We start from the raw sequence: 26,904 nt of genomic DNA, 5'->3' as shown, positions 1-26,904 counted from the left end.
TGCCCTCCGAAAAGGGGGTGTGCAGAATGTCGACAGCCACCGAATTCGCACAGACACGGCCCGCGGATCAGCTCGACGAGCTGATCTCGGCTCTAGGTGCAGGTCGCGGGGGTGATCCGGGGATCGCCGAACAGCTCGCGACAGCGGCGGCGAGCCGTCGTCGTCCGCTGCACATCCAGATCACGGGGCGTGCGCTCAGCGGGCGCACGACCGTGATGGCCGCGCTGGCATTGCTGTCGGCGCAGGAGACCGCGCCGGTCGATCAGCCCGAACTGCCCGATCCCGTCCTCGACGGCGATCTGGTCATCTATGTACTGGCCGGTGCGCCGCAGGCCGCCGACTATCGCCTGCTGGCCACCGTGCCGCCGGGTCGCGGGGTGGTGGTGCTCAACAAGGCCGACGCGGTGGGCGCGCGCTGGGGTGAGGCCGTGGCCGCGGCGCAGCGGCACGCACAGGAGCTCGGGATGCCGATCGTGCCGATCATCGCCTCGGTCGCCGCCCGCACGAGGGCGGGCGCGGTGAGCGCCGCCGATCTGAGCGATCTGCGCAGGCTCGCGGTCGGCCCCGATGTGCCCTCGGTACTCGCGGCCGATCTGTTCATCGGCGACGGCTCCGACCAGGAAGCCCGTCGGCGGCTGATCGCCAACTGGGACCTCTACGGCGTGGACTGCGCGCTGACGGCTCTGCGCGCCGACCCGGATCTGCCCGCGTCGGCGATCATCCAGATCCTGCACTCGGCCAGCGGGATCGATCCGCTGCACAAGCTGGTCCACCGCAGGTACGAGCAGGTGGAAGCGGTACGTGGCGGCGAATTGCTCGACGAGCTGACCCGGCTGGCCGCCCGCGCGGTCCCCGGCGACGGCGGACGCGCCCGCGAAATGATCGAGCACTATCTCGCCGGCGACGAAGCGCTCTGGGCCGGCTTGTGCGCCGGATTGGCCTGCCCGCAGGTTTCGCATCTGGCCGCCGGCTATCCGTCGCCCGCGCCCGGCGACGCCGACGAAGCGCTCGCGCGCGCCACCCGCTGGCGTGCCGTCGTGTCCAGCGACATGCCGCCCGCCGCCCGGCGCGCCGCGCTGCGCGTCCACAACGGCTATGTCAGAGCCTGGGAGCGGATGTCCAGTGCAGGCCTCTGAGGTCCCGTCCGACCGAGGAACGGCCGATGATCCCGGTGCCCTCGCGCCTGCGGTGGACGCGGTGATCGACCGGTGGAACCCGCAGGGCGGCGCGCTACTGCGGGCGATGGCCGAGGCGGGCGAGGGCACCAGCATCACCTTCTACGCCGCCGACGACGCCAACACCACCCTCCTTCGCACCGAACTCGCCCGCTTCGAACCTCATATCGACCTGGCCGACCCGGCGGCGCTCACCCCCGAGAACGAACCCGCCGCGGCCCTCATCCTCTTCGACGCGGGCAGTGTTCTCGGCGCCGACATGTTCGCCCTGATCGACTGCCTCCGCGCCGCCGACCAGCGAATCCTGCTCGCCATGAACGGCTTTCACGCCTATCAGGACTGGCGCGCGACCCGCGTCCGCAACCTCGAACTGCTCGCCGCGCGCGGCATCACCGACCTGGACATCGTCGCCGTCTCCGCCCGGCTGGCCGCCGCGGCCCGCGCCACCGACGACTCCGCGCTGCTCGATCGCTCCGGCGTGGCCGGACTGCACGCCACCCTCGCCGCGGCCACCGCGCGGCGCCCGACCGACGGTGCCCAGCGTCGAACCGCCGTCCGCACCCGCGTACTCGCCGACACCAGGGCGAGAATCGACGAGCAGATCACCGCGCTGCGCTCCGGCACCGACACCGAGCGGATCAGAGAGGAGCGCATCGGCCTGGTCGCCGAGCGCGACGGCGGCCGCCAGACCGGCCTGGCCGCCGTGCGCAGCCAGGTCCAGCTCTCCCGCGTTGACCTGACCACCGAGCTCGGCGCCATGGTGCGCGCCCTGCACACCCGTTCCCGCGCCGAACTCGACCGCTGCGACCGCGCCGAACTGCGCGCCTATCCCCAGCGCCTGCAGCAGGCCGCCGGTGAACTGTCGGCCTCGGTCGACGCCGTCATCGACGAACGGGTGATCGAAGCCGCCCGCCGGATCGGCACGACCGCCCCGACCACTCGTCGCCGTGATCCGGCCCCGCGGGTGGGTCCCGATCCCGACAAGAGACACCGGGGTGTCGAAGATCACCTCATGATCGCGCTCGGCGCGTCGGCGGGTGTCGGGCTCGGCAGGTTGGTCGTGGCGCCGCTGTCGTTGGTGCCGACTCTCGACGTGGCGAGCGTCCCGGTGACCTTGCTGCTCGGCGCGGGCGCGGCCGCATGGGTCGTGCGCGCCCGCGGCCAACTCGCCGAGCGCAATCACATGGCCCAGTGGGTCTCCGAAGCGCTGGTGAATATCAAAGCCCAGTTCGAACAGCGTGTCGCCGCGGTGCTGGTGGATATCGAGGCCGAATTGGCCGAGCACGTGGTCCGGGAATCGACCGCGCGGGCGATCGCCGTCGATCGGCGTGTCACCGAACTAGACGCGCTCGCGCGCAGGCTCGTCGCGGAGCGTCCGGCACAGCTGACCGCCTGTGAGCGCGACATCGCCACCCTCGATCAACTGTGAGCGCGGGATTGACCGATACACCTGTGGGTACCTGTAATGGAGCCCGATGCCATATCGGTCGTCATATCGCGTTAACCTTGAGGCAGGAACCTGGGCGTCCGCTCTTGCCAGTCGATGCGCGGCCACCGTCCGTGTACGGCCTTCCTAGCCGTCTATCGGGGTTGTGCGACGGTTGGTCACTGCGGACGCCTTACCCGCCCATGGTGGCGATCGATGGATCGAACAACCGCCCATCTCAGGAGAGTTTTCATGACCTCAGCGACCATTCCTGGTCTTCGTGGATCCGACGGCAAGGCGCCGACCGAGCACAGTGAACTGCTCGCCTGGGTACAGGAAGTCGCAGAGCTCACTCAGCCCGATCGCGTGGTCTGGGCCGATGGCTCCGACGCGGAATGGGATCGCCTGACCACTCAGCTGGTCGAGGCAGGCACCTTCAAGCAGCTGGACGAGAAGAAGAAGCCGAACTCCTTCCTCGCGCTGTCCGATCCCTCCGATGTGGCTCGCGTCGAATCGCGCACCTACATCTGTTCCGCCACCGAGGCCGATGCGGGCCCGACCAACAACTGGGTCGACCCCGCCGAGATGCGCGCCACCATGACCGAGCTGTACCGCGGCTCGATGAAGGGCCGCACCATGTACGTGGTGCCGTTCTGCATGGGCCCGCTCGGCGCCGAGGACCCCAAGCTGGGCGTGGAGATCACCGACTCCGAGTACGTGGTCGTCTCGATGCGCGTGATGACCCGCATGGGCGCCGCCGCGCTGGAGAAGCTGGGCACCGACCGCCCGTTCGTGAAGGCGCTGCACTCCGTGGGCGCGCCGCTCGCCGAGGGCCAGGCCGACGTGCCGTGGCCGTGCAGCGACACCAAGTACATCACCCACTTCCCCGAGGACCGTGAGATCTGGTCCTTCGGTTCCGGCTACGGCGGCAACGCGCTGCTCGGCAAGAAGTGCTACTCGCTGCGCATCGCCTCGGCGATGGCCCACGACGAGGGCTGGCTGGCCGAGCACATGCTGATCCTCAAGCTGATCTCGCCCGAGAACAAGAACTACTACGTCGCCGCCGCGTTCCCGAGCGCCTGTGGCAAGACCAACCTCGCGATGATCCAGCCGACCATCCCGGGCTGGCGCGCGGAGACCCTGGGCGACGACATCGCCTGGATGCGTTTCGGCAAGGACGGCCAGCTGTACGCCGTGAACCCGGAGTTCGGCTTCTTCGGTGTCGCGCCGGGCACCAACCACAGCTCCAACCCCAACGCGATGGCCACCATCGACGCGGGCAACACCGTCTACACCAACGTCGCCCAGACCGACGACAACGATGTGTGGTGGGAGGGTCTCGAAGGCGACCCGCAGCACCTGATCGACTGGAAGGGCAACGACTGGACCCCCGAGTCGGAGGGCCACGCCGCGCACCCGAACTCGCGCTACTGCACCCCGATGTCGCAGTGCCCGACCCTGGCGCCGGAGTGGGACGATCCGCAGGGCGTGCCGATCTCGGCCATCCTGTTCGGCGGTCGCCGCAAGACCACCGTTCCGCTGGTGACCGAGTCGTTCGGCTGGGAGCACGGCGTGTTCATGGGCGCCACGATGGGCTCCGAGCAGACCGCCGCCGCCGAGGGCAAGGTCGGCACCGTGCGCCGCGACCCGATGGCGATGCTGCCGTTCCTCGGCTACCACGTCGGCGACTACCTCAACCACTGGATCGACCTCGGCAAGAACGCCGACTCGAACAAGCTGCCGAAGATCTTCTACGTCAACTGGTTCCGTCGTGGCGACGACGGCCGCTTCCTGTGGCCCGGATTCGGTGAGAACTCCCGCGTGCTGGAGTGGATCGTCGGCCGCATCGAGGGTCGCTCGGGCGCCACGGCCACCGCGGTCGGCAACGTGCCTTCGGCTGCCGATCTCGACCTGGACGGCCTCGACGTGGTCGCCGCCGACGTCGACGAGGCACTCTCGGTGAACGCCGATGAGTGGCGCAAGGAGATCCCGTCGATCGAGGAATGGTTCGAGTTCGTCGGCGACAAGCTGCCTTCCGGCGTGCGCGACGAGTTCGAGGCTCTCAAGGAGCGCCTGGGCTAGTCGCCCGAGCAGTCCAGAATGCGCACGCACACCAACGCGTGCGCATCACACTGCTAGTTGCCCGCAAACACAGAACCGCCCGTACCGAATCGGTACGGGCGGTTCTGTTCGTCCGAGTTCGTCGGACGATTCTCGCGGTCTCTTTCTGGGTACATCTTTCGGTGTCAGAGAGTCGCGTGTGGCGGCAGCGTTACCTTCGCCTATATTTCCTCTCGAGCTGATACCCCTGCGAGACTCCTGCACCGCCATGCGGTCAACGACGAGATCGACGCTGAGAGGTGGTTTGACGCATGACCGATCTGGTGACCGGATTCGAGTCCGACACCTATTCGAGTACACCCATGCAGCGCGTGGCGGGCCGGCTGGAGCGAGTCCTGCCCCCGGGCTGGCGCGTCGAGGTCGTCGATCTACCTGCCCGGGGTGAGGTGGCCGCCCAGCCGGTTCTCCGGGTCCATATGCCGGACCTCTAGGCGGCCGTCACCGACTACTCGGCGGTCCAGCACTGATTACTCGGCGGTCCAGCCCATCGGCATCAGGACGGACTTCTGTTCGCAGAACGCGTCGAGCCCCTCCGGGCCGTTCTCGCGGCCGATACCCGAGTTCTTGTAGCCGCCGAATGGCGCCGTCGGGTCGAAGGCGTACCAGTTGATCGCGAAGGTGCCGGTGCGAATCCGGGCCGCGACCTCGACGCCGTGCTCGATATCGGTGGTCCACACCGAACCGGCGAGACCGTAATCGGAGTCGTTGGCGATGGCGATGGCCTCGTCCTCGGTCTCGTACGGGATCACCGAGAGCACCGGGCCGAAGATCTCCTCCTGGGCGATGGTGCTGGCATTGTCGACGTCGGCGAAGATCGTCGGCTCCACGAACCACCCGCGCTCCACGCCTTCGGGCCTGCCGCCGCCGAGCACCAGTCGAGCACCCTCGGCCTTGCCCTTGGCGATGTAGCCCTCCACGCGATCGCGCTGCTTTTCGCTGATCAGGGGGCCGAGCTGGGTCGCGGGATCGGTCGGATCGCCGGTCTGCATGGTCTTGACGTGCGCGACCAGCGCGTCGACGATCTCGTCATAGCGACTGCGCGGCGCGAGAATTCGCGTCTGCGCGACGCAGCCCTGCCCACTGTTCATCAGCCCGGAGAACGCGAGCACGGGAATGCTCGCGGCCAGGTCGACGTCGGGCAGCACGATCGCGGCCGACTTACCGCCGAGCTCGAGCGATACGGTCTTGAGCTGTTCACCGGCCAACGCGGCCAGCTTCCTGCCGACGGGGGTGCTGCCGGTGAAGGTCACCTTGTCGACGCCGGGGTGGCTCGCGAGATACTCGCTGGCCTCGGCCTCGGCGGGCAGCACCGAGAGGACGCCGTCGGGCAGGCCCGCCTCGGTGAACAGGTCGGCGAGGATATTCGCGGTCAGCGGAGTCAGCGGCGACGGCTTGAGCACCACCGTGCAGCCGGCCAGCAGCGCGGGTCCGAGCTTGTTCGCGGCGAGGAACAACGGGACGTTCCATGCGGTGATCGCGGCGACGACACCGCGCGGTTCCCGTGAGACACGCGAGGTTCCGAACAGGCCGACTCGAGTCTCGTTCCAGGCGAACGTTTTCGCGAGCTCGGCGAGTGCGTCCAATGCCGCGACGGCCGGAATCTGGTTGAGTGTCAAGGCGGCTAACGGCGGCGCACCCATCTCCGCGGTGAGCGCGGCGACCAATTCTGGCGAACGCTGCTCGATCAGCCGGGCAACCTTGGTGAGTACCTCGGCTCGTTCCAGTGGGGGCGTCGATGGCCACGGCCCGCTGTCGAACGCGTCGCGCGCCGCGGCGACCGCCGCGTCGACATCGGCGTTCGTTACCGCGGGCACGCTGCCGACGGTCTCCTCCGTTGCCGGGGAGACTACCGAAATGCGGTCACTACCGGCCGGGGTGGTCCACTTCCCGCCGATGAACAGACTGTCGTAGTGCATGAGAACACGTTACAGTTTTGCGGGCGAATTGTCTGCAACCTGTTCTAATTCGCTGTGGCGCAACGACTGTGAAGATTGCGAATTCCAACCTGTCGGTTCGCTTTTCGGGGAAACGCACTATTGCGTTCCGGTGGTGAAAAGGGGATGCTTTAGCTACTGATCAGCTCGCTCGATTCATCGGACATTAACAGCGAATTGGGGAGACCGACTCATGGCTGTGCAAGTGATCGGCCGATCGTTGATGACCAGCGACCAGACCGACCATCAAGCGAAAAGTGTGGGCAGTGGCGGATGGGTTGTCTCATTCCTGCCGGGCCGCACACTCACGATCGAGCAGGCGACTGCCGCTATCCAGGCCGCTGAGGCGGTCGCGATGGTCGGCGCGCTGGCCGATCAGGTCGGCCTGACCACGTTGGAGACCGTCGGCCTGGCGATTCAGGAATCGCCGTGGGTCAGGGTGTTGCCCGAGCCGATGCGGAGATCGAGGCGCTTGAGCTGGCTGGCGTGATCACGCTTTGGTGGCAACCACGACCAAGTTGCTGACCAGTAGCTCTCGGATCACCGGAACGCGGACGAGCCACCAGGCCCAGCGCGGGTGATAACGCGGAAAAATAGTCCGCACATCAGCTGATGTCATTGCCGCCCAGCGCAACCCATCCGCCGCCGTCACCGTGAACAGTGATCGGCCGAACCTGTTCTTCGGTTCGTGTCCGTGCTTGCGCCGGTATCGGCGGGCCGCGTACTCGCCACCGAGGTAGTGCCAGAGGCCGGTTTCGTGACCACCGAAAGGCCCGTGCCACACCGTGTACGAGTACACGATGAGGCCGCCTGGCTTGGTCACCCGCACCATCTCGTCGGCCATCAGCCACGGCTGCGGCACGTGCTCGGCGACGTTGGAGGAGAAGCATACGTCGAAGGCGTTGTCGCGGAACGGCAATGCCATCCCCGATCCGCGCACCGAACCCGACACCCGCAGTCCGGCCGCGTGCATCTCCGACGGGTCCGGCTCCACCGAGACGTAGCGCGCGCCCACCGCGGTGAACTCGTCGGCGAAGTACCCGGGGCCACCGCCGACGTCGAGGAGCACGGTGCCGGTGAGGTCGCGGCCGGTGACGTCGGCGTAGAAGTCGCCGATCAGCTCGGCGCTGTCGGTGGCGATGCCGCCGTAGAAGCGGGCCGGGTCGGACTGCTCGAAGCGGAAGCTGGTGAGCAGGCGCAGCGAGCGGCGCAGGCTCGCCCGGCGCGCGAACCTGGATCGGTCACGTCGCGCGACGGGCTGCTCGGTTCTCGGCATGGTGGCGGTCGACACGGGCTGGAGTTTATGGGCAGACCCTTCGGTCGCGGCTGGTGGTGGGTGGGTTGGGTTTGTGGGTTTGGGTTGGGCGGTGTGAACGGGGTGGGGTTCGGCGCGGTTGAGTGGGTGCGGTCGGTGGTGGGTGGGTTGGGTTTGTGGGCTTGGTTCGGGGGTGTGGTCGGGGTGGGGTTTGGTGCGGGTGAGTGGGTGTGGTCGGTGAGGGGTTGGGGTGGATCGCGCGGTTTGGGCGGACACTGTCGATCCGTCCGTGTTACGCAGAGCACACCCGCTAGTGTGGGGTCCGACGTTTGTCTTCCTCCGAACCGATTGCGAGCCCCGACCGTGCGTGAAGTCCTCCTACTCTGCTGGCGTGACACCGGGCACCCACAGGGTGGCGGCAGCGAGCGGTATCTGGAGCAGGTCGGCGCGCAGCTGGCCGCGCGCGGCATCAAGGTCACCCTGCGTACGGCCGGGTATCCGGGCGCTCCCAAGCGCGAGCGGATCGATGGGATCGACATCAGTCGCGCGGGCGGGCGCTTTACCGTCTACCCCCGCGCGCTGGCCGCCATCGTGGCTGGTCGGCTCGGTTTCGGTCCGCTGCGCGGCGTGCGCCCCGACGTCGTGATCGACACCCAGAACGGGATCCCCTTCTTCGCCACGGCCACGGGCGTGCCCTCGGTGGTGCTGGTGCATCACGGGCACCGGGAGCAGTGGCCGGTCGCCGGTCGCCTGGTCGGGCGGATCGGCTGGTGGATCGAATCCACGCTGTCCCCGCGCGTGCACCGCGAGAATCAGTACCTCACCGTGTCGCTGCCCTCCGCCGAGGAGCTGTCGGTGCTCGGGGTGGGCCGTGAGCGCATCGCCGTGGTCCGCAACGGCGCCGAACCGGTCCCGGCCGAGGTCGTCCCCGGCGACGACGACACCCGCGCCACGCACCCGCGCGTCGCGGTGCTGTCGCGCCTTGTCCCGCACAAGCAGATCGAAGACGCCCTCACCGCCGTCGCCCACCTGCGCGAACGCTTCCCCGACGTGCACCTCGACGTCATCGGCGACGGCTGGTGGGCCCCCAACCTGCGCGCCTGCGCCGACGACCTCGGCATCGCCGACGCCGTCACCTTCCACGGGCACGTCGACGAACGCCGCAAGCACGAGATCCTCTCGACCGCCTGGGTCCACGTGATGCCCTCGCGCAAGGAAGGCTGGGGCCTGGCTGTCATCGAAGCCGCCCAGCACGGCGTTCCCACCATCGGCTACCGCAGCTCTCGCGGCCTCACCGATTCGATCGTCGACGGCGTCACCGGCCTCCTGGTCGACGACGCGCCCGCGCTCGCCTCAGCCGCCGCCGACCTCCTCGCCGATCCCGAAGTCAGACTGGTCATGGGCGAAAAAGCCCGAGCCCGCGCCAACGAGTTCTCCTGGGAGCAGACCGGCGCCGGGGTACACACGGTTCTCGCCGCCGCGGCTCGCGGAGAACGGGTCTCCGGGTTGGTCGCGTCGCGCGACTGAGCGCGGGCTCTCAGCGGTGCTAAGTGACGCTCCGGCTCGCCGGACGACGCTCCGGTGGTGTGCGGTAGGGGCGTAGCGCGGCGACGATCAGTCCTGCGAGCAGGAGTCCGGCCCAGAGAAGGTGGGCTGCGGCGGAGATTCTGCGTTGGGCCGGTGTGGCGGTGTCGAGGGTGGTGGGGGAGGGGACTCGGTAGAGGGACAGGTCGGAGTCCTGGTATTCGAGTTCGGCTGTGGCGAGGGTGTTCGCTGATGCGCCGAGGGGGCCGGGGGTGGTGTGTTCGATGAGGATCCAGCCGACGCCGAGGGCTGCCAGGTCGGCGGCCGGGGCGCCTCGGAGCAGCGCTTCCTCGACTGTGCGGGCGCGATTGCCTTCGCCGGTGACCGCGTAGCCGCGGACGCGGAGCTCGCCGGTTTGTAGGACGTCGTGGGGGAGAATCCGCGGCGCGGGGTCGAGGACGGGAGCTGTTCCGCTGTAAGGGAATCGGCGGAACATCCCCCCGGGGAGTACGGCTATGTCACCGGGGGCATCGATATGGTCGATGGCCTGCTGCCAGCCCGCGGGGTAATGGACGGGACGCATCGCGCCGCCGACTCCCCAGGCCAGGTCGGCCATGGGGAGGGTGATGAGAAGAATGAAAAGCGTTGCGGTGAATCGTATTCCGAAGCCGGAGACCGACTCGGTGTCTGCCGCATCTGTGCTCCCCGGCTGCCCGTCGGTCAGCAGTCGGCGGCTCGCCGCGGCGACGGTTCGGCACGCGGCCGCGGCGCACAGCGCGTACGCGGGCATCGCCAAGGCGACGTACTTCTGCGTATCCCGCAGCAGCCCCGCCCCCGGAACATGCACCATCAACCATTCCCCGGCCCCGAGCCCCCAACTGGTCGCGCCGAGGGCGGGCAGCACGATCGCCACCGCCGCGATCACCAGCAGTGCCCGCCCGTCACGGCCGAGCGCCCACACCGCCCGCACTCCGAGGGCGACGATGCCGAGCACCAAGAGCGTGCCGACCAGGGCGAGCGGAGTCGTGCGGCTCGCCGGTACCGCCTCGCCGTTCCAGATCCCACCGAGCCCGGCGAGGCTGCCGAGCGTGCCGAGCCACGGTTCGGCACGGGCCGCGAACGCCGAGACCCCGGCCGGGTCCGACGGCTCGGCCCCCGATCCGAGCGCGGTCGCGGTCAGCCATGGCGCGCAGGTGGCGACCCAGAGAACAGTGGCGGGGAGAAGAGCCCGCCGCCCGATCAGCGCCAGCCCGATGATGGCGGCCAGCAACGAACCGGTCGGCGTCAACCCAGCCGCGGCGAAACTCGCGGTCAGCGCGGCCCACCCCCCGAGCGAGCCGAAGCGTTGGGTCGGACTGGATTCTGTTGCACCCGTGGCTGTTCTGATACGCGCGGCGGCCAGCGCGGTCCACGGGAGGGCGGCGTAGCCGGCGAGCAGACTCCAGTGACCCTGCAGAAGTCGTTCGGCGACATACGGATTCCACAACGCGAGCGTCGCGGCGACCAATTGTGCTCCGGTAGAGGCGGAGACGAATCGTCGGGCGAGGACCGCCGCGCCGTAGCCGGCCGACCACAGCGCGACGATCAGAATCGCCTTCACGAGAATCCCGCCGTCGATAACCGGCGAGAGCACCGCGAGCAAGGCATCTTGCGGAACGGCGCGTGGTGCGGCGGCGCCCAAGCCGAGTGCCGAATCGGTGAGGTACGAGCGCGGGGTACTCACCGCGTCCCGCAGCAGCAGATAGCCTGATCCGGCCAATGGTCCGACGATGATCATCGTGAGTAGAGCGCAGTATCCGGCCACCAAGGCCCTTGCACGCCCGCTACTCATCACGTCCACGCACCTTACGTCCCGTCGCGCGTCGCCGTGGCCGGGGTCGTATCGGCGCTGTTCGGGGCGGAATCGCTCGAGGTGAGTCCGCTCGGACTCACATTTTCGGGGTAGGCGTGATGGCGAACACAGGCAGGTGCGACGATGAGGCGTGTCCTCAGTCCGCCGCCCTCCCGTTGTCGCCGACCTGACCTGGGTGACGGCTGGCGCGATGACCGCCAACGTCGCCGGCTACCTGCTGCAACTGTTGGCGGCGAGCTGGTTGGGGGTCGAGGGGTACAGCGAGTTCGCGAGCTTGCTCGCGGTGCAGTTGTTGTGCGCGGTCCCCGCCCTGGCCATGCAGAACGTGGTCGCCCGAGAGGTGGTGCGCGGGGCGTCGCTGCGGGCCGTGCGGGCGATGATGTGGCGGTGCGCGGCGATGGTCGCCGCGGTCGCTGTCGTGCTGATTCCGGTGGTGGCCGGCGTGCTGAACGTCGGAGTGTGGGCCGCGGCCGCTGCGCTCGGTGCGGCACCCGCGTTGGTGATCCTCTCCGGTGAACAGGGAATCCTGCAGGGCGGCAACCACTTCCGCGCGCTCGCGACGGTACTCGCGATGGCCGGTACGGCCCGGGTGGTGCCCGCGCTGCTCGCGCTCGCGCTGGGCGGCGGTGCCGCCGGTGCGCTGTGGGCGGGTGCGGCGGGCATCGTCGGCGCGGCGATCGTCGCCGGTCGAATCGCTCGTTCGACGGCCTCGACCGAGGGCAGCAGCGGCGGGGACAGTCGAGAATCGGCCGCCGTCGGCGTCGTGCCAGTGTTGCGTGCTGTCCAGGTGCAAGCGGCGCTGATGGCACTGTCCTCGGTCGACCTGATCGTGGTCCGCATCGTCCTCGACGAGGTCGACGCGAGCCGCTATTCGCTGGGCACCATCGCCACCAAGATCGCGTTCTGGCTGCCGCAAGCAGTCGGCGTCGTGCTGTATCCCCGCATGGCCCAGCCCACCCAGTCGGCCCGTGCGATCCGCGACGCGCTCTCGGTGTTATCGGCGATCGGCGTCGTCGCGGTGATCGGCGCCGCTTTGGCCGCCCCCCTTGCCCCCCTGTTCGCCGGTGCCGATTACGCGCCCATTCAGGGTCTGCTGTGGCTGTTCGCCCTGCACGGCGCGATCCTGGCGGTACTACAGGGTGCCCTGCTCTCCGCGATCGCCGTCGAACGCACCGCCCTGGCGGCCGTCACCTGGATCGGCCTGGCAATCGAGATAACCCTGATGTTGGCCTTCGCCCGCACCATCGAATCCCTGATCGGCACAGCGGTCTCCGTAGCCGCCGTCACGACCACGATCGTCGCCGTCGTGGTCCTACGAGCCGCCCGCACCACACCCCGAGCCGCGGACCGCCCCGAAGTGCCCCTGTCCGGCGCGGCGCGGCCTGACCTGGACTGAGAGCGCCCAGGTAGCCCATCCGGACCCGAAGTCTCCCCACAGAGAACAACGGCCCCGGTCAATGACCGGGGCCGTCGAACAGCATCAGAACTCAGGGACGCTTGTCGATATCAATCTGCTCGGTGGGAGTGTCATAGTCCCCACGAGGGAACTGCGTGGTCGGCGCGTCGTCGCCGTCCCAGCGAGTGGCCGCACTGTCATCAGGTGCCGTAGTAGGCGCAGGCGTCGGGCGGGTCCGACGAGGACTCGCATGAGCCGGAGTGCCACCACCGCGCAGTCCGAGGAACAACCCCGCCAGCAACGCCAGTACGCCGAGCACGCCGAACACGATCGGCACCACGCGGCCGAACAGCGACAGCTTGTCGGTGTTCTCCTTGGCGATGGCGATCTGCGACTCGACGGTCGCCTCGTCGAACACCAGGTGCGACTTCAGCGCGGTGACCTCGGGCTTGTCCCCGGACCGCGCGTAGTACAGGTGGATCGACTCCCCACCCTTGATCACGGTGCCGGTCTCCGGCTCGACCCACAGGTCACGCACGTTGGTGTAGTAACGCGTCATGGTGACGGGGGTGTCGCCACCCTCGACGCCCCACTTGGAGGCGGGCAGGGTGAGCCGGTTGGTCGGCGACTGCACGACGTCCCAGGTGCTCGTGACCGGCGCGGTCATCTGGAAGTGGTACACCTTCGTGTTGTTGATCTCGGTCTCTTCGATGAAGTTCGCGTCGAAGGACTTTCGCACATTGATGTCGAAGTACGGGTAGGTCTTCTTCTCGGTGCCGATCGGGAAGCGGTAGCCGATGCCGGTGTGCTGCACCGGCTCCATGACGCTGCCTTCCTTGTCCACGGTCACCGCGATCGACCCGTTGGGGTCGGTCTCCACCGGCATGCCGGTGGTGCGCGAGATGGTGACGCGGTCGATGGCGGCGGTGAGCAGGCCGGTGTCGCCCTGCACGTCGGTGCGCCGCAGCGTCTGACCTGCCTGCAGCGTCATATCGTCGGCGTCGGAGGGCTCCTCGACGGTGACGAAACGCTGGGAGACCAGCGGCACATCCTTGTTCACCACGGCGGCACCCTCACCGGAGGTCAACGACTTGGAGTCGAGGACGAGACTTTCCTCGCCCTTCTGGTTCTCCGCGATCGTGGTGATCTCGAGATCGAGTGGAGTCTTGGCGACTTTGCTCACCGTGTAGGTGGGGATCAGCAGCGCGGCGACGAGTAATGCCGCGCCCAGACCCACGAGCACACAGGCGACCGTTCTTCTGGTACCGGCACTCAGTGCCATGCAAACTCTCCTCGTCGTTCGAACACGGATGGCCCGGTGGTCTGGTATTGCACCACAGGCACTCGTGAGCCCCGACACTAACAGCCCGGACTCCGAAGGTGCGGCGCTGTGCCGTGGAAATCGCCGACACGGCAGACTGGACTCCGATGACGACCGCCACCGCCCCCGTTTCGCCCCCGCGCGCCTTCATTCCCGCCCTCGAAGGAATGCGCGGGATGGCGGCGTTCGGTGTGTTGGTCACCCACGTCGCTTTCCAGACCGGAACGAGTGGGATACCGGTCCTCGGCCCGCTCCTGGAACGCTTCGATATGGCGGTCGCGGTGTTCTTCGCGCTGTCGGGTTTCCTGTTGTGGCGCCCACACGCGGCGGCCGCGCACGGTCTCGGCCGCGCGCCGAAGACCTCCCGCTACCTGTTGCACCGGGTGGCCAGGGTCATGCCCGCGTACTGGGTCGTTGTGGTGTTCGTCCTGCTGTTGCTGCCCGGCGCGGCGCATTCGGCGAACCTGCGAGTGTGGGTGTCGAATCTGTTTCTGTTGCAGGTGTTCGTGCCGTTGACGTTGACCGATGGGCTCACGCAGATGTGGAGCCTGTCGGTCGAGATGGCCTTCTACCTGGTGTTGCCGCTGTTGGCCTGGCTGGTCGTGCGCCTGCGCGGCCCCGCGGCCCGGTGGCGGGTGCCGGTGCTGTGTGGGCTGATCGCGGTGTGTCTGACCTGGAACCTGTGGCCGGTCCCGACGCCGGACGCGATCCACTCCGACAACTGGCTGCCCGCCTACCTGCCGTGGTTCGCGGCGGGGATGCTCCTGGCGGAACTGATCCACCTCGCGCGAGGTGATGTCCGGTGGGCCCGAATCCTGTCGAGTCAGCCCTTGATGTGGGCGTTCGCGCTCGCGGCGTTCGTGCTCTCGGCGACCGAGTACGGCGGGCCGGCCGGTCTGGAACGCGCGCAGCCGTGGCAGTACGCGATGAAGATGGTGCTCGGCATGATCCTCGGCTTCTGCCTGCTCGCGCCCCTGGCGCTACGCCGATCGGGCGCCCCGCACCGCTGGCTGGAATCGCGAACGGCTTCGATCCTCGGCCGCTGGTCCTACGGCATCTTCCTGTGGCACCTGGTGGTGCTCACCGTGGTCTTCCCGGTCTTCGGCATCATGCCCTTCCACGGCCACTTCCTCTACGTGCTCATCCTGACCACCGCCCTGACCCTCCCGCTGGCCGCCGCCAGTTTCGCCCTGATCGAAGAACCCGCGCGCCGCTGGGCGGCCCGCTGGGACAAGCGGACCGCGTCCGCGCGCCTCGAACCCGGGGCGGAATCGGTCGAGACCTCGGCGGTGCGCTGACTCGCGGTCAGCGACGGCGCGGGAGTGCCGCCACCCCCACGGCGACGACCGCGACAACCGCCGGTGCCTGGGCCCACAGCGAGCCGCCCATGTATTCGGTACCGGAGCGCCAGGTCCCCGTCGACAGGGCCGCCGCGGAGATCAACGTCCCGAGGCCCGCGAGCCAGGGCAGCGTCCGAGCCGTCACCGCGGGTCGGAAGTAGTTGCAGCCCAACGTGATCAGCGTGAATCCCGCACCGAACGGCCCGGAGATGACCGCGATCACGCCGGTCAGCCCGATCGCCGCGACCCAGCCGACCCCCCATGTGCTCGGTGCCGGGCCGACGTCGGGAACCGCACGTCGACGCGGAATCGCCAGCAGAACAAGGGGAATCAGCAACAGCAGTCCGCCGAAGATCGCCAGCCGATACCAGCGGTCCGCCGGGAACGACACCGTGATCTCGCCGCTGGTTCCAGGCGGAACGAGCCAAGCCTGCTGCCAACCGTCGACAACGATGGGCGAGAGTTCCCGCCCGTCCGCGGTGTGCGCCTGCCAGCCGACATTGGTGCTCAGCGGCAGGACCAGCAGCTGAGTACCCGACGCCGGATCCGGGACGTAGGTGGGAGGCGCAGGCGCGGGTTCGGCGGCGTCTTCCGGTACGGCCTCGGTGGGTATGGCATCGGTCGGGTTCACGGCTTTGCCGGGGTAGGGGTCGGTGCGCGGCAGGCGAAGCCGGTCGACGGTGAACAGTTCGGTCGGTGCGACGGTGAGGTCGGGGTGGCCGGGCAGGAGTTCGATGTCGGCCGCGTCCTCGGGGCACGGCTGCGCGGAAACCGGTGCGCCGGAGCGCAGTTCGTCGGCGGTGGCGGTGATCGTCGTGTGGACGGCGCGCCCACCGATGGCGATCACCGGTCCCACGTCGCAGCCGATGGTGACGAGCCGTTCGCCCGGCGCGTGCGCGGGGTACTCGGGGCCGAGCACTTCCACTTCGGCCAGGCCCGCGGGCTGGGTGAGGACGAAGCCGAGCGCGGTGCGGTCGAGAACCTCGTTCCAGCTCTGGATGCTGATCTCGACGCGATCGGTTTCGGTGGGATACAGCGAGATCCGTGCCGGTTCACCGTGTTCGCGTTCGGGCAGTTCGCGGATCTGCGGACCGTTGCCCAGGTTCACCGCCACGGAGGTGGCGGTGGCGGGTAGCCCGCCGAGGGCGGTGGTGATGTCGAGTCCGGTCACCATCGTCGGTTCCGGAAGTTCCAGTACCAGTGTGGGTCTGCCGCTCGCGAGCTCGCGCACGGTGGATTCCGGTGCGGTCCAGGTGGTCTTCGGGTCGCCGTCGGTGGCCGCGAAGGCGGCGCCGCGCAGATCGGCGACATCGGCCTTGCCGCGCGCCACCGGCCTGGTCGGGTCGGTGAGCAACCCCTCCAGCGCGGGACCGGGTCGGGTGCGCACGGTGAGGTCGGTGCTGACGGTGAGCGGCTCCGGCACCGAAAGGGTGCGGCCGAAGATGCCGGGTTCCTCGGCGGGCAAGCCGAGTCCCTTACTGCAGTGCACGCGGTCGGGACCGTCGAAACAGTTACCGCGACCGGGGAATTCCTGTCCGAGATCCCACCCGCTGACAATCGTTCCCGCGGCGACATCGGGCAGCACCACCCGGTGCCGGATGTCGACGCGCACCGGGTCTTCCCGATTCGAATAGTCGTCGAGCGTGAGTTCGCTTATCCCGAATTGCCCACCACGGGTGCCGGTTTCGGTGCGAGCCGCGGAGATCATCACCCAGTCGGACTTGCCCGCGGGCAGCGCGACGGATACGGGCTCACCGGGTTCGGTGATCCGCGCCGAGACGGTGCCGCGTGAGGTGCGCACCTCGACCCACTTCACCGGATCGCCCAGCGCCGCCGCCGTGGTGGTGAAACGCAGCGATCCGTTGGCGATCGGCTTGTCCAGATCGAGCCGAATCCATTGCCCGAGAGCGAATTCGGAACCATTGCTGATCCACGCGGTGCTCGGATCGCCGTCCACGGCGGCCGCGGTGGAGCTACCGGGCGCTGCCCCACCGATCTGAGTGGCGTCGGCGGCGGAGCTGGAGGCGGTGACCTTCGCGCCCGACCACTCGCCCTGCACGAGTTCGGTGCCTTCGACGGGATAGTCGGAGACCAGATTGTGGGTGCGCCGAGCATCGTCGGCGGCGCGCACCGCGGAGTTGTGATTGTCGACCCGGCCGAAGTCGGACTCTCGATCCATCGGAGTGTCGGTCAGCGATACGGGCCGCGGAGGCAACCCGGCACGCTGCGCGTCCGCTTCGAGAAGTACCGGCGCCGTGGGGTTCTCGCCGTCTCGACGCACCCGCTCGAGAACCTCGGGGCCGCCGCGGACTACGGGGATCGAATCCAGCGGGGTGGTGTACGCGCCGGGGAATCCGGGCGGTGCCCCGGTACCGCTTCGCACGTCGACGGGCGTGCCGGGCGGCGGCACGTCGACCCGGTAGATCTCGACCGCCGGATAGGCGGGCAGCAGATCGTTGTCGACCACCAGTCCCGCATCCGCCGCGCGCGGCCCGATATTCGCGCCGAACGAGGTCACCTTGGTCAACCCCGGCGAGCCCTCGATCGCGCGGTGCGCCAGGATCGGCCGGGTGGAACGCGACGTCTCGGGGTCGAGGTCGTTGCGCAACACCAGGAAGCCGATGCCCTGGTCGGCGAGGGTCGCGGCGAGACCGGTCGAGGGCCTGCCGTCGGCGATCAGCCGCTGCACCGAATCCATCGCGCGAATCGTGCCCGGCGGATTCAGCGGAACCGAATCACGCACGGCCCATGGGGTACTCGCCAAGGCTTGCAGCGGTTCGTCGCGGGTGAGTCCCCAGATCTGACTGCCGAACGGCGCGCCGGGCACCACGAGCGCGCGGGTGTCGGCGGCATTGTCGGCCAGCCAGTCGGCGGTATCGGTCCAGTAAGCGGGCACCCGGTCGTAGGCGCCGCGCGGGGCGAGCCGACCGGTCCACGCCAGTGAGGTCGCGAGGGTGAGCGCGGCCAGGACCAGCGCGGCGACCGCGACGAGCCGATCCCGCTCGGGATGGGCGAAAGAGCTGCGCCACACCGGCATCGGCACGGAGGCGGGCAGGGCGACGCGACCGAGTAGGTGCGCCATCCCCACCACCAGCGGCAGCCGGATCAGCGGTTCGAGTTTGTGCACATTCCGCAGCGGCGCACCGCCGGAGTCGAGGAAGATCCGCACCGATTCGGCGAACGGCCCACCGAGCGTCCCGACATACCCGGCACAGATTCCCGCCAGCCCCACGCACAGGATCAGCGCGAATCGACCCCGAAACGGCATCGTCGACCGGGCGAGTCCGGCCATGCCTGCCGCCGCGAGCAGACCGGTCGCCAGCACCGCGGCAGGCTGGGTCACCAGCACCGCACCGGCGATCCGCTCCGGCGAGACGAACGGCGTCCAACTATCGGTCCCGCGCAGCACCTCGCTCAGCGCGGCCCACTGCGTCGTCACCCCCGAGGACTCGATGAAATCGAGGAACGGCGGACTCACCTTGCCGAGCAGCAGCAGCGGCACCACCCACCACAAAGTGGCGAGGACCAGCAGCGGAATCCACGCCCGCGTAAACCGCCACCACTGCCGATTCGGCCGATAGGACGCCCACCACAGCGCCGCGGGCAGGAACGCCGCCACGGTCGCCACGGCATTGACCGATCCCATCAGCGCCAACGCCAACGCACTGCCCGCGGGAGAGAGCGGGCCGCCGCGCCGTCGTTTGATCGCCGTGCCGAGCGCCGCGGGCGCGAGCAGAACCCACGGGGCCAGCATCATGGGCAGGGTTTCCGAGGAGATCGACCCGAGCGTGGTGAGCACTCGCGGCGACAACGCGAAGGCGATGCCCGCGATCACGCGTGACCCGCGCGAGCCGATGCCGAGCGTTTCGCACAGCTTGACGATGCCCCAGAACCCGGCGAGCAGGAGCAGCGCCCACCAGACGCGCTGGGTGACCCACGCGGGCAGGTGCAGCAGGTGCCCTGCGGAGAAGAACGCGCCGTGTGGGAAGAAGTAGCCGTAGGCCTGGTTCTGGACCTGGCCCATCGTGGCCTGGCTGCTCCACAGGTGCGATGCCCGCGCGAGGAAGCCGAGCGGGTTCTGCGCGAGGTCGTATTTGGTGTCGGCGACGGTGAGGCCGGGCGCCTGCGCGAAGGTCAGTACGAAGGCGGCTACTACCGAGCCGACGAGCCAGCGCCAACCCAGTGGCGCCCTGTCCGGTTGCCCCGATGCGGGGCGCGACGCGCGGGCGTCAGCCTCAGCGGCTGCCGTATTCAGGTGCGTTGAGCAGCGAGGAGTCTTTGTCACCGCTGCGGTCGATCGAGGGCGCCGTGTTCTGCTGCACCGCCGCCGTGATGGCGAAGACGGCGATCGCGCTCAGCAAGGCGCCGCCGACCGCGCTGGCAACAGCCGGAACAGCAAACTTCATCGCGCACTCCAATACGCTCGGCGTCGGGGCCTGTCTCCGGCAAACCTAGCAGGTCTATCGGGCTCGGTCAGTCGTTGGGCAGCTCGCAACGCAGGGCGCCGAGCAGGGTGCGAAGTTTGGCGGTCGTCTCGGCCAGCTCCGCCATGGGGTCCGACGCCGCCACGATCCCGCCGCCCGCACTGGCTCGCAGGACGCGCTGATCGGCGGATAGTTCGCCGCCGCGAATCGCCACGACCCATTCGCCGTCGCCGTCGTCGTCACACCAGCCCACCGCCCCGCCGTAGAACCCGCGCCACGGTTCGTCGGAGGTGATGGCGTCGAGCGCGGCGGCGAAGGGCGTGCCGTTGACAGCGGGGGTCGGGTGCAGCAGCAGCGCCAGGTCGAGTGCGGTGGTCGACGAATCGCGCAGCACGCCGTAGATGGGCGTGGCGAGGTGCCAGACCTGTTCGGTGCTGAGGAGTTCGGGCGCGTCGGGGATGTGGAGCTCCGCGCAGACCGGCGCCAGTTGCGCACGGATCCAATCGATCACGAAGGCGTGCTCGTCGTGATTCTTGGTGCTGGACAACAGCGCTGCGGCCTGCTTCGCGTCATCGGCCGGGTCGGCGAGGCGGGGGAGGGTGCCTGCCAGCGGATGCAGGCTCACACGATCGCCGCGCCGTGCGACCAGTACTTCGGGCGTCGCGCCGATCAGCGTCTCGCCCGCTCGCCCCGCCGCGGACAGATCTACCGCGTACACCGCGGCGTTCGGATGCCTGGTCAGCAGGTGACCGGCCAGCACCTCTGGTTCCAGCGGCGCGTCGGCAGCCAGCACCATCGACCGCGCGGCCACCACCTTGCGCAGTTCGTTCGCGGGGTCGCCGAGTAGCTCGACCAGCTTCGTCACCCGGGCCACATGCTCTGGTGCACTGGGTATCTCGGCCACCACCCGCACGTCGGGCAACGCGGGCAGCGCGGCGGGCCGCCACGGACCCGCGGTGTGCAGCACGCTCTCGGGCTCCCAGAGCGCGGCCGCCGTGCGCGGATCGAACGGCAGCGCACCGACGATCAACCTCGGCGCCCTCGTCCGACGCAATGCCGCGACCGCCTGCTTAGGATCCGAATAGGTCGCGCGCACGCCCGAAGTCCGCAACACCGCGTCGGGTCGAGCGAGCAGGAATTCGTTCATGGTGTCTCGACCATAGCTCCGAGACCGTGGCATCGATTCGGGAGAGCGATCGAACTCTCACTGGTCGGGCGGCACCAGGAAGACCGGCCGGTGGCCGTGCTTGAGCACCGCCTCGGCGACACTGCTGTGCAACAGCGCGCGCAACCCCGTTGAACCGCGCGTACCGGCGACGATGATGTCGACGTCGAGCTCATCGGCGCAGGCCACGATGGCGTTCCAGACCGTGGTCGTGCACTCGGCGGTGCGCGGTTCGGCGTCGATCCCGACCAGTTTCGCCAGGTGTACGCCTTCGGCGTTGATCTTGCGGGCGTCGGAGTAGGCGATGTCCTCCACCTCCTCGTCGGGCACCCACTCCGGCTGCATCACCCCGGAGATCCCGGAGATGCGTGCGGCTTGGCGCACCATCGGTTCCCATGCGGTGAGCAGAATCGCGCGTTCGGCGGTGAGGAACCGCCCGGCGTATTCGATAGCTCGTTTGGCGTGTTCGGAACCGTCGTAGGCGATGAGCATCCGATCGCATGCCATGACGACCTCCTGCGCTGGTCGGAGCGGCTTTTTTCTCAGGTTACCCCCGGGCGGAGGGTATCGATCCGAACCAGCGTTGTGGGGTTCGCGACCCGGGCGGGCTAACGTGGAGCGCATGCGGAAATCGCCTGTGGTCGTGTTCGCAGTCCTCGCCGCCGTTGCCACCGCTTGTTCGGGAGGATCGTCGAACGAGACGACGCCCGCGGTCAGTAGCAGCGGAGTGGCCGCCCCCTCTGTCGCTGGGGAGTCGAGTGCGCCCGCGTCGGCGACGCCGGTCCAAAGTAATTGCGGCGCAGACTATCTCGCCAAACTCTCCCAGCGGGAGAAGCTCGCCCAGTTGCTGACCGTCGGCATCACCGGTTCGGCGGATGCCTCGAATGTGGTGAGTTCGGAGCAGGTGGGCGGCATCTTCGTCGGCAGCTGGACCGATCCGAGCCTGCTCGACCGCGCCGCGCTCGACGCGGTGAAAGCTCAGGCCAAGGTGCCGCTGATGGTGACGATCGACGAAGAGGGCGGGCGTGTCTCGCGCGCGAAGAACGTGATCGGCGCCGTGCCGTCGGCCCGCGAGATCGCGCAGGCCAAGACCCCTGAGCAGTTCTACCAGCTCACCCTGACCCGGTCGAAGGCGCTGAAGGACGTCGGCATCACGGTCGATTTCGCGCCCGACGTCGATGTCAGCAGCCAGCCCGACGACAGCGTGATCGGCGACCGCTCCTTCAGCGACGATCCGAAGGTCGTCTCCGAGTTCGCGGGCGCCTACATCCGCGCGTCCAACGAGGTGGGCCTCGGTTCGGTGATCAAGCACTTCCCCGGCCACGGCTCGGGCTCGGGCGACTCGCACACCGGTGCCGTGACCACCCCGCCGCTGGATCAGTTGCAGAACACCGACCTGGTGCCGTTCCGCGACCTGGTGAACTCCGGCGCGGCGGTGATGGTCGGTCACCTCGACGTCCCCGGCCTGACCGACCCCGGTGTGCCCGCCAGCATCAGCCCGGCCGCGATGACGCTGCTGCGTGAGGGCACCGGCTACGGCGCCCCGCCGTTCAACGGTCCGATCTTCACCGACGATCTCAGCGGCATGGCCGCCATCACCGCCCGCATGTCCATCGTCGACGCGGTCGAGGCCACCCTCGTCGCGGGCGCCGACAACGCGCTGTGGATCAGCAGCGACGCGGTGCCGCAGGTACTCGACCGTTTGGAACAGTCGGTCTCTAGTGGCAAACTGCCCGCCGACCGGGTCGACACTTCCGTACTGCGGATGGCGCGCTACAAGGGCGTAGCGCTGGGCTGCTGATCGTGCCCGGCGACTGTGCGGCAAATGAGCGCGGGTGAACTTACCTTGAAGTAAGATAGGTGGTTCACCCTGCGGTAGGAGAGTGGATGGCAGGCGGGACCAAGCGACTTCCCCGGGCGGTTCGCGAGCAGCAGATGCTCGATGCCGCCGTCGAGGTGTTCGCGCGCAAAGGCTTCCACGACACGTCGATGGATGCCATCGCCGCCGAGGCGAAGATCTCCAAACCGATGCTCTACCTGTACTACGGCTCCAAGGACGAGCTGTTTCGCGCCTGCATCCAGCGCGAGGGTCTGCGTTTCATCGAAGCCGTCGCGCCCGCGGGCAACCCGCAACTGACCCCCCACGAACAGGTCCGCACCGCGCTGGAGGGCTTCCTCGATTTCGTCGACCGCAATCGGCAGTCCTGGCAGGTTCTCTACCGACAGGCTATCGGTCAGCAAACTTTCGCCTCCGAAATCGACAATGCCCGTGAGCGCGTCATCGAGCTCACCGCGAAACTGCTGGAATCCAGTGCCAAGAACGCCGACCCCGGCACCAATTTCGAGGTCGTCGCGGCGGCGGTGATCGGCGCGGGTGAGGCCATCGCCGACCGGGTCGCGAGCGGTCGGATCGAAGTGGCCGAGGCGGTCGACCTGCTCGACGATCTCGCCTGGCGCGGTCTGGCCGGTCGGAAGAAGACCGACTAGCGGTTGCGCCGCGCCCCGTCGGCTGCGATCGTGCACGGTTGACGTTTCACGAAAGACGGGGTGGCAGTGTTCGGTGTGTTGAAGCCGTGTGCGCACGGCGCGGCGAAATATGGCATCGATCCGGGGCAGTGGCAGGCACACATGTGCGGGCTGTGTCTGGGTCTGCGCGACGGGCACGGTCAGCTGGCCCGTGCGGCGACCAATACCGATGCGATCGTGCTCAGTGTGCTCACCGAGGCGCAGTCGGGTGCCGGTGCGCGCACGACCGCGGGTCCGTGTCCGCTGCGCGGAATGAAGCGCGCCTCGGTGGTCGCCGCGAGCGCGCCTGGCGTGCGCTTGGCCGCCACCGCGTCACTGCTGTTGGGCGCGGCCAAGATTGGCGATCACGTCGACGACGGTGATGCGTCCGCTGTTGCCCGTGGTCCGATGCGCAGGGTGTCGAACTCCTGGGCGGCACGAGCCGAACAGCAGGCAGACCTGATCGGGCTCGATGTACGGCCGATGCTGAACGCGATCGGCACCCAGTCCTCGCTGGAGTCCCGCGCGGCGGCCTTCAGCGCGCAAGGACGTGCGGGCGGTCCGGGTTCGGTCTCGCTCGACGAACTCACCGGGCCGACTCAACTCTGTGCCGCCACCCTCTTCGGGCATACCGCCACGCTGGCCGGTCGCCCGGAAAACGTTGCCGCTCTCCAGGAGATCGGTCGGCACGTCGGTCGTATCGCGCATCTGGCCGACGCCATCGAAGACCTCGAACGCGACCGTGCCCGCGGCCGTTTCAATCCACTGGAGGCCACCGGCACGGATATGCCCCGCGCCTACGATCTGCTGCGCGAGAGCGAATCCCACATCCGTCGGGCCGCGGCCGAGGCCGAACTCGATCAGCTGCCGACCGTGCGCTGGGCGTTGCTCGATCCGCTGGCGAGCCTGCTGCGAAGCCTCGGCCGTGGGCTCGGCATGGCGGTCGGGCATGCTTGCCGTACTTCCGTTACGGCTCAACAGCATTCGCCGTACGAGTTTCCGTCGCCGCCGAGTCGCCGCCCGGGCCGTCCTGGTCCGTTCAAGGCCAGTGGGCTGATCCTGGGCGTCTATTGCACCGGCATGGCCTGCTGTGTCGATCACACCAGTCCGTGCACCGGCGAACAGAAGGACGCCTGGGCCAAGAACTGCGACTGCGACAGTTGCTGCGATTGCGGTGACTGCTGCGGTAACTGCTGCGGCGAGGACTGCAGTTGCGGCGACTGCAGTTGCGATTGCGGCTGCTGACGAAAAAAAGGCTCGCGTGGTGGCGAATCCGCCGACAGCGCGAGCCTTTTACCGTCGAACCCCTACTCGCACTTCACAATCGGGATCGGGTCGTACTTCACGGTCCGCGTATGCCGCGACACCTGGGCGCCGGACTTCGCGTCGGTGATCACCCTGGTGTCGGAGATGGTGAAGCCGGGCGCACCCTCGGAGGCGATGCAGTCCTTGCCCTTGGGCAGGACGACCTCGTTGGGCTCGGTCGGCTTCGACTTCTCACCCGTAATCGATTCCACGTTCACGGTTTTGGTGCCCCACAACCGCACGGTGATGTCGGATCCGGTGGCGACCGCCTGAATGTAGACGCCGGTCGTGCCGGTGTTGCGGAACGCCAGGTCGATCGCACCGTCGAACACGGTCGCCTCGCGCGCGGCCGGGTAGCGCGAGATGTAGTAGCTGTGCTCGGTGTGTCCGCCGTCTTCCATCCCGGCGAAGTAGGCCGCGTTGTAGAGCGTGGTGGCGAACTGGCTGATGCCGCCGCCCACCGCGGTACTCGGCCTGCCCTTGTCGATGATGCCCGACTCCACATAGCCTTCCGCGGCGGTGCGCGGACCGGTGAACTCGTTGAGCGAGAACGTATCTCCCGGCTTGATCACCGCCCCGTCGACCTTGGCGGCGACCGTGCGGATGTTCACTCCGGAGGGTCCGCTGAAGCCGCCGGTGGTGAACTGGCCGATCGTCTCGTTCACCCCGAGCGCGTTCGCGGCCTCGGTGGTGAGCTTGGGCTCGACGCGCTGATACACCACCGGGGTGGTGCGCGGACCCGACTGCGTGAGCAGGGCGGGCAGCTTCTCCAGCGTCTTGGGCCAGTCGATCTTCTCGCCGACCACAGCGGGCACGACGGTCGGCTTACCCGCACCGACCGTAAAGGTGGCGTCCTTGGGTTCCACCTCGGACTTCGCCAATTGCGGTGCGAGCAATGCGATTACGGCGTCGTTGTCGATCTGGGGCGCCAGTCCGCCGTTGCCGTCGGGGACGAAACCGAGCACATCGGCGATCTGGCCGGTGGTCAGCGAGGCTTGAACATCCTTGCCGGACAAGGTGATCGGTGAGGCGACAGCCGGCGTCGCGATCTCGCGCAACGCCGCCTGTACGGCATCGGTGCGCACGGCGACGGGTGCGGCCACCACGGGCAGATCCAGTTGGCTGCTGGCGGCCCAGCGGTCGGTGATGGTGGTGCGCGCGGCCTCGGTGTCGAGCACCCGGCCGGGCACCGGCGCGACCGCGACGGGTCTGCCGTTCTCGAACCGCACTGTGCCTTCGACGGTCGGATTGTCGTGGACGCGGAAATCAGCGAGCTGTGCGTCGAGAGCCGCGGTGTCGACAGTGCTCGACACCGGTACCTCGCGGGTGCCGAACAGGGAGATCAGTCGGCTCACCGGGTTCAACGGCTGACCGCCGACGGCGTCCCAGGTGCGGTCGTAGTCCACCGACAGACCGGCTGCGGCAGGCACCATGCTCGCCTGCACGTCACCGATCCGTACAGGGAGCGGTCGTTCGGCCTTGGGTCCGAGCTCGGTGTGCAGCAGCGCGTCGGCTTCGGCCTGGTCCATCCCGCCGATGTCGATACCGGCGACGACGACGCCGCGCGCCACCTCACCCGAGCTCAACGCGAGGTCGGCCAGGTAGGCGGCGGTTCCGACGGCCAGCACGGCGCCGACCGCGATCCCGATTCGCTTGACCAGCTGCTGGTTGCCCGGCGGGGTCGGCGGCTGGTTGCCCGCGGGGCCGGGAGTGGGTGACCAGCGATCGCGGGTCACGGTGTTCAGGGGCTGGGTGAGGGCGGTGGTGTCCGGATCGAAAGTGCGATTTGATTCGAGCAGCTTGCGTAATCCGACCTCGCCCCTTCGGTCGGCCGGTTGTCCGGCGGTCGACTCGCTGGGCACGGAGGTCCTTCCGTTAGGTTGGCCCCGAATGTTTGCGGGGTCCGGCCCGAGGGTAACGCGCTTCGGCGCGCTCGGCAGCTCGGCACCGGGTCGGGGGCAGCAGAAAGGCTCCGTGTAGTTGCCGGGTCGGGGGTCTGGCAACTACACGGAGCCGATCTGTTTATCGTGGCCCGGAGCGGGGCGTTACAGCCCATTCGGAAGAATTTCGGCGCGCGGGGCGACGCCCCCACGGCCGAGGTCGCTGCGGCGCGAGACAATCGAGGTGAGACTCGACACCACGGACCGGACAACGAGGAGAA

General features: G+C 68.6%; 20 protein-coding genes. 11 read left to right on the top strand and 9 right to left on the bottom strand.

What is annotated here, in order from left to right; all coding sequences use genetic code 11:
• Positions 1-26: 26 nt before the first annotated feature.
• From OHS03_RS27120 to OHS03_RS27105, 4 genes are all read left to right on the top strand, one after another.
• Positions 27-1,136 (top strand): hypothetical protein, encoded by a 1,110-nt coding sequence (locus OHS03_RS27120; RefSeq protein WP_328657980.1) that lies wholly within the window; start codon positions 27-29, stop codon positions 1,134-1,136.
• On the top strand, positions 1,123-2,604 hold the full coding sequence (locus tag OHS03_RS27115; protein WP_328657978.1) for a hypothetical protein: 1,482 nt from the start codon (positions 1,123-1,125) through the stop codon (positions 2,602-2,604). Before OHS03_RS27120 ends, OHS03_RS27115 begins: the two co-directional genes overlap by 14 nt.
• Positions 2,605-2,853: 249 nt before the next feature.
• On the top strand, positions 2,854-4,683 hold the full coding sequence (locus OHS03_RS27110) for a phosphoenolpyruvate carboxykinase (GTP) (RefSeq protein WP_056823705.1): 1,830 nt from the start codon (positions 2,854-2,856) through the stop codon (positions 4,681-4,683).
• Positions 4,684-4,973: 290 nt separating this feature from the next.
• Complete coding sequence (locus OHS03_RS27105) at positions 4,974-5,153, top strand: hypothetical protein (RefSeq protein ID WP_056823702.1); 180 nt, start codon at positions 4,974-4,976, stop codon at positions 5,151-5,153.
• Between the two features lie 36 nt (positions 5,154-5,189).
• On the opposite strand, the gene OHS03_RS27100 is transcribed toward OHS03_RS27105, so the two are convergent.
• Positions 5,190-6,638 carry an aldehyde dehydrogenase gene (locus OHS03_RS27100; RefSeq protein WP_056823700.1) on the bottom strand — a complete coding sequence of 483 codons (1,449 nt, stop codon included), beginning with the start codon at positions 6,636-6,638 and terminating at the stop codon, positions 5,190-5,192.
• A 211-nt stretch (positions 6,639-6,849) separates the two neighbouring features.
• Between OHS03_RS27100 and OHS03_RS27095 the strand changes: the two genes are divergently transcribed.
• Positions 6,850-7,146, top strand: coding sequence for a hypothetical protein (locus OHS03_RS27095; protein WP_056823697.1), 297 nt, complete (start codon positions 6,850-6,852; stop codon positions 7,144-7,146).
• Here the strand turns inward: OHS03_RS27095 and OHS03_RS27090 are convergent, their stop codons facing one another.
• Positions 7,147-7,932 (bottom strand): class I SAM-dependent methyltransferase, encoded by a 786-nt coding sequence (locus OHS03_RS27090; protein ID WP_328664417.1) that lies wholly within the window; start codon positions 7,930-7,932, stop codon positions 7,147-7,149.
• Positions 7,933-8,274: 342 nt separating this feature from the next.
• Here OHS03_RS27090 and OHS03_RS27085 point away from each other — a divergent pair, with 342 nt between their 5' ends.
• Positions 8,275-9,438: a glycosyltransferase family 4 protein gene (locus OHS03_RS27085; RefSeq protein WP_328657976.1), complete on the top strand. Its 1,164-nt coding sequence runs from the start codon at positions 8,275-8,277 to the stop codon at positions 9,436-9,438.
• A 19-nt stretch (positions 9,439-9,457) separates the two neighbouring features.
• On the opposite strand, the gene OHS03_RS27080 is transcribed toward OHS03_RS27085, so the two are convergent.
• Complete coding sequence (locus OHS03_RS27080) at positions 9,458-11,266, bottom strand: MmpA family trehalose lipid delivery protein (RefSeq protein WP_328657974.1); 1,809 nt, start codon at positions 11,264-11,266, stop codon at positions 9,458-9,460.
• A gap of 211 nt (positions 11,267-11,477) precedes the next feature.
• Here OHS03_RS27080 and OHS03_RS27075 point away from each other — a divergent pair, with 211 nt between their 5' ends.
• Positions 11,478-12,683, top strand: coding sequence for a polysaccharide biosynthesis protein (locus OHS03_RS27075; protein ID WP_328664415.1), 1,206 nt, complete (start codon positions 11,478-11,480; stop codon positions 12,681-12,683).
• Positions 12,684-12,774: 91 nt separating this feature from the next.
• Here the strand turns inward: OHS03_RS27075 and pgfA are convergent, their stop codons facing one another.
• The gene (gene pgfA, locus OHS03_RS27070) at positions 12,775-13,965 is read right to left on the bottom strand and encodes a cell envelope lipid trafficking protein PgfA (protein ID WP_328657971.1); all 1,191 of its coding nucleotides are present in this window, start codon (positions 13,963-13,965) and stop codon (positions 12,775-12,777) included.
• Between the two features lie 146 nt (positions 13,966-14,111).
• Here pgfA and OHS03_RS27065 point away from each other — a divergent pair, with 146 nt between their 5' ends.
• Complete coding sequence (locus tag OHS03_RS27065; RefSeq protein ID WP_328657969.1) at positions 14,112-15,302, top strand: acyltransferase family protein; 1,191 nt, start codon at positions 14,112-14,114, stop codon at positions 15,300-15,302.
• A gap of 7 nt (positions 15,303-15,309) precedes the next feature.
• On the opposite strand, the gene OHS03_RS27060 is transcribed toward OHS03_RS27065, so the two are convergent.
• The 4 genes from OHS03_RS27060 to OHS03_RS27045 all read right to left on the bottom strand — a co-directional run bounded on the left by OHS03_RS27060 (position 15,310) and on the right by OHS03_RS27045 (position 21,440).
• On the bottom strand, positions 15,310-19,599 hold the full coding sequence (locus OHS03_RS27060) for an alpha-(1->3)-arabinofuranosyltransferase domain-containing protein (RefSeq protein ID WP_407942525.1): 4,290 nt from the start codon (positions 19,597-19,599) through the stop codon (positions 15,310-15,312).
• On the bottom strand, positions 19,580-19,750 hold the full coding sequence (locus OHS03_RS27055) for a DUF2613 domain-containing protein (protein ID WP_022566695.1): 171 nt from the start codon (positions 19,748-19,750) through the stop codon (positions 19,580-19,582). Before OHS03_RS27055 ends, OHS03_RS27060 begins: the two co-directional genes overlap by 20 nt.
• A 67-nt stretch (positions 19,751-19,817) precedes the next feature.
• Positions 19,818-20,915, bottom strand: a complete 1,098-nt coding sequence (locus OHS03_RS27050; RefSeq protein WP_328657967.1) for an isochorismate synthase — start codon at positions 20,913-20,915, stop codon at positions 19,818-19,820.
• Between the two features lie 57 nt (positions 20,916-20,972).
• Positions 20,973-21,440 carry a universal stress protein gene (locus tag OHS03_RS27045; protein ID WP_328657966.1) on the bottom strand — a complete coding sequence of 156 codons (468 nt, stop codon included), beginning with the start codon at positions 21,438-21,440 and terminating at the stop codon, positions 20,973-20,975.
• Between the two features lie 115 nt (positions 21,441-21,555).
• On the opposite strand from OHS03_RS27045, the gene OHS03_RS27040 reads away from it, so the two are divergent.
• The 3 genes from OHS03_RS27040 to OHS03_RS27030 all read left to right on the top strand — a co-directional run bounded on the left by OHS03_RS27040 (position 21,556) and on the right by OHS03_RS27030 (position 24,683).
• Positions 21,556-22,734 carry a glycoside hydrolase family 3 N-terminal domain-containing protein gene (locus OHS03_RS27040; protein WP_328657964.1) on the top strand — a complete coding sequence of 393 codons (1,179 nt, stop codon included), beginning with the start codon at positions 21,556-21,558 and terminating at the stop codon, positions 22,732-22,734.
• Between the two features lie 86 nt (positions 22,735-22,820).
• Positions 22,821-23,420, top strand: a complete 600-nt coding sequence (locus tag OHS03_RS27035) for a TetR/AcrR family transcriptional regulator (RefSeq protein WP_056823668.1) — start codon at positions 22,821-22,823, stop codon at positions 23,418-23,420.
• A 60-nt stretch (positions 23,421-23,480) separates the two neighbouring features.
• The gene (locus OHS03_RS27030) at positions 23,481-24,683 is read left to right on the top strand and encodes a DUF5685 family protein (protein ID WP_328657962.1); all 1,203 of its coding nucleotides are present in this window, start codon (positions 23,481-23,483) and stop codon (positions 24,681-24,683) included.
• 62 nt (positions 24,684-24,745) lie between these two features.
• Here the strand turns inward: OHS03_RS27030 and OHS03_RS27025 are convergent, their stop codons facing one another.
• Positions 24,746-26,605, bottom strand: a complete 1,860-nt coding sequence (locus OHS03_RS27025; RefSeq protein ID WP_328657960.1) for a VanW family protein — start codon at positions 26,603-26,605, stop codon at positions 24,746-24,748.
• Positions 26,606-26,904: the final 299 nt, after the last annotated feature.

The sequence above is a fragment of the Nocardia salmonicida genome (assembly GCF_036142455.1).
GTDB lineage: Bacteria > Actinomycetota > Actinomycetes > Mycobacteriales > Mycobacteriaceae > Nocardia > Nocardia salmonicida.
Note: the sequence above shows the minus strand (reverse complement) of the source record. Positions and strands in the feature narration are given on the sequence as shown.